The 1,117-nt window shown below is 63.8% G+C and carries 1 protein-coding gene; it reads right to left on the reverse strand.

The features are described 5' to 3' along the window. Window position 1: 1 nt before the first annotated feature. Window positions 2-1,117 (reverse strand): elongation factor Tu (gene tuf, locus AC1RL8_RS31230; protein WP_492687440.1); only part of this gene is annotated, 1,116 nt, incomplete at its 5' end.

Genomic DNA, 1,117 nt, shown 5'->3' on the forward strand with positions numbered 1-1,117 from the left:
CTTAGATGTCGAGGATCTTGGCCACGACGCCCGAACCCACGGTACGGCCGCCTTCACGGATGGCGAAGCGCAGGCCTTCTTCCATCGCGATCGGGTTGATCAGCTTCACGGTGATGCTGACGTTGTCGCCGGGCATGACCATTTCCTTGTCCGCGGGCAGCTCGATCGCGCCGGTCACGTCCGTCGTGCGGAAGTAGAACTGCGGACGGTAGTTGTTGAAGAACGGCGTGTGACGGCCGCCTTCGTCCTTGGACAGGACATACACCTCGGCGGTGAAGTGCACGTGCGGCTTGATCGAGCCGGGCTTGCACAGCACTTGGCCGCGTTCGACTTCTTCGCGCTTCGTGCCGCGCAGCAGCACGCCGACGTTGTCGCCAGCTTGACCCTGGTCCAGCAGCTTGCGGAACATTTCCACGCCGGTGCAGGTGGTCTTGACGGTGGGGCGGATACCGACGATTTCGATTTCTTCGCCGACCTTGATCACGCCGCGCTCGACGGCGCCGGTCACCACGGTGCCGCGACCCGAGATCGAGAACACGTCTTCCACGGGCATCAGGAACGTGCCGTCCACAGCGCGCTCGGGCGTGGGGATGTACGTGTCCAGGGCTTCTGCCAGCTTCATGATGGCGCCTTCGCCCAGGTCACCCTTGTCGCCTTCCAGGGCGAGCTTGGCCGAGCCGTGGATGATGGGGGTGTCGTCGCCGGGGAATTCGTACTTGTCGAGGAGTTCGCGAACTTCCATTTCGACCAGCTCGAGCAGTTCCTTGTCGTCGACCATGTCGCACTTGTTCAGGAACACGATGATGTAGCCCACGCCCACCTGGCGAGCCAGCAGGATGTGTTCACGGGTCTGGGGCATCGGGCCGTCAGCGGCCGAGCACACCAGGATGGCGCCGTCCATCTGGGCGGCGCCGGTGATCATGTTCTTCACGTAGTCGGCGTGGCCGGGGCAGTCCACGTGTGCGTAGTGGCGGTTCGCCGTTTCGTACTCGACGTGCGCGGTGTTGATCGTGATGCCGCGGGCCTTTTCTTCAGGCGCTGCGTCGATCTGGTCGTAAGCCTTGGCTTCGCCGCCGAACTTGGCCGACAGCACGGTGGCGATCGCCGCCGTCAGCGT

The organism is Variovorax sp. GW822-FHT04E09, from assembly GCF_058800845.1.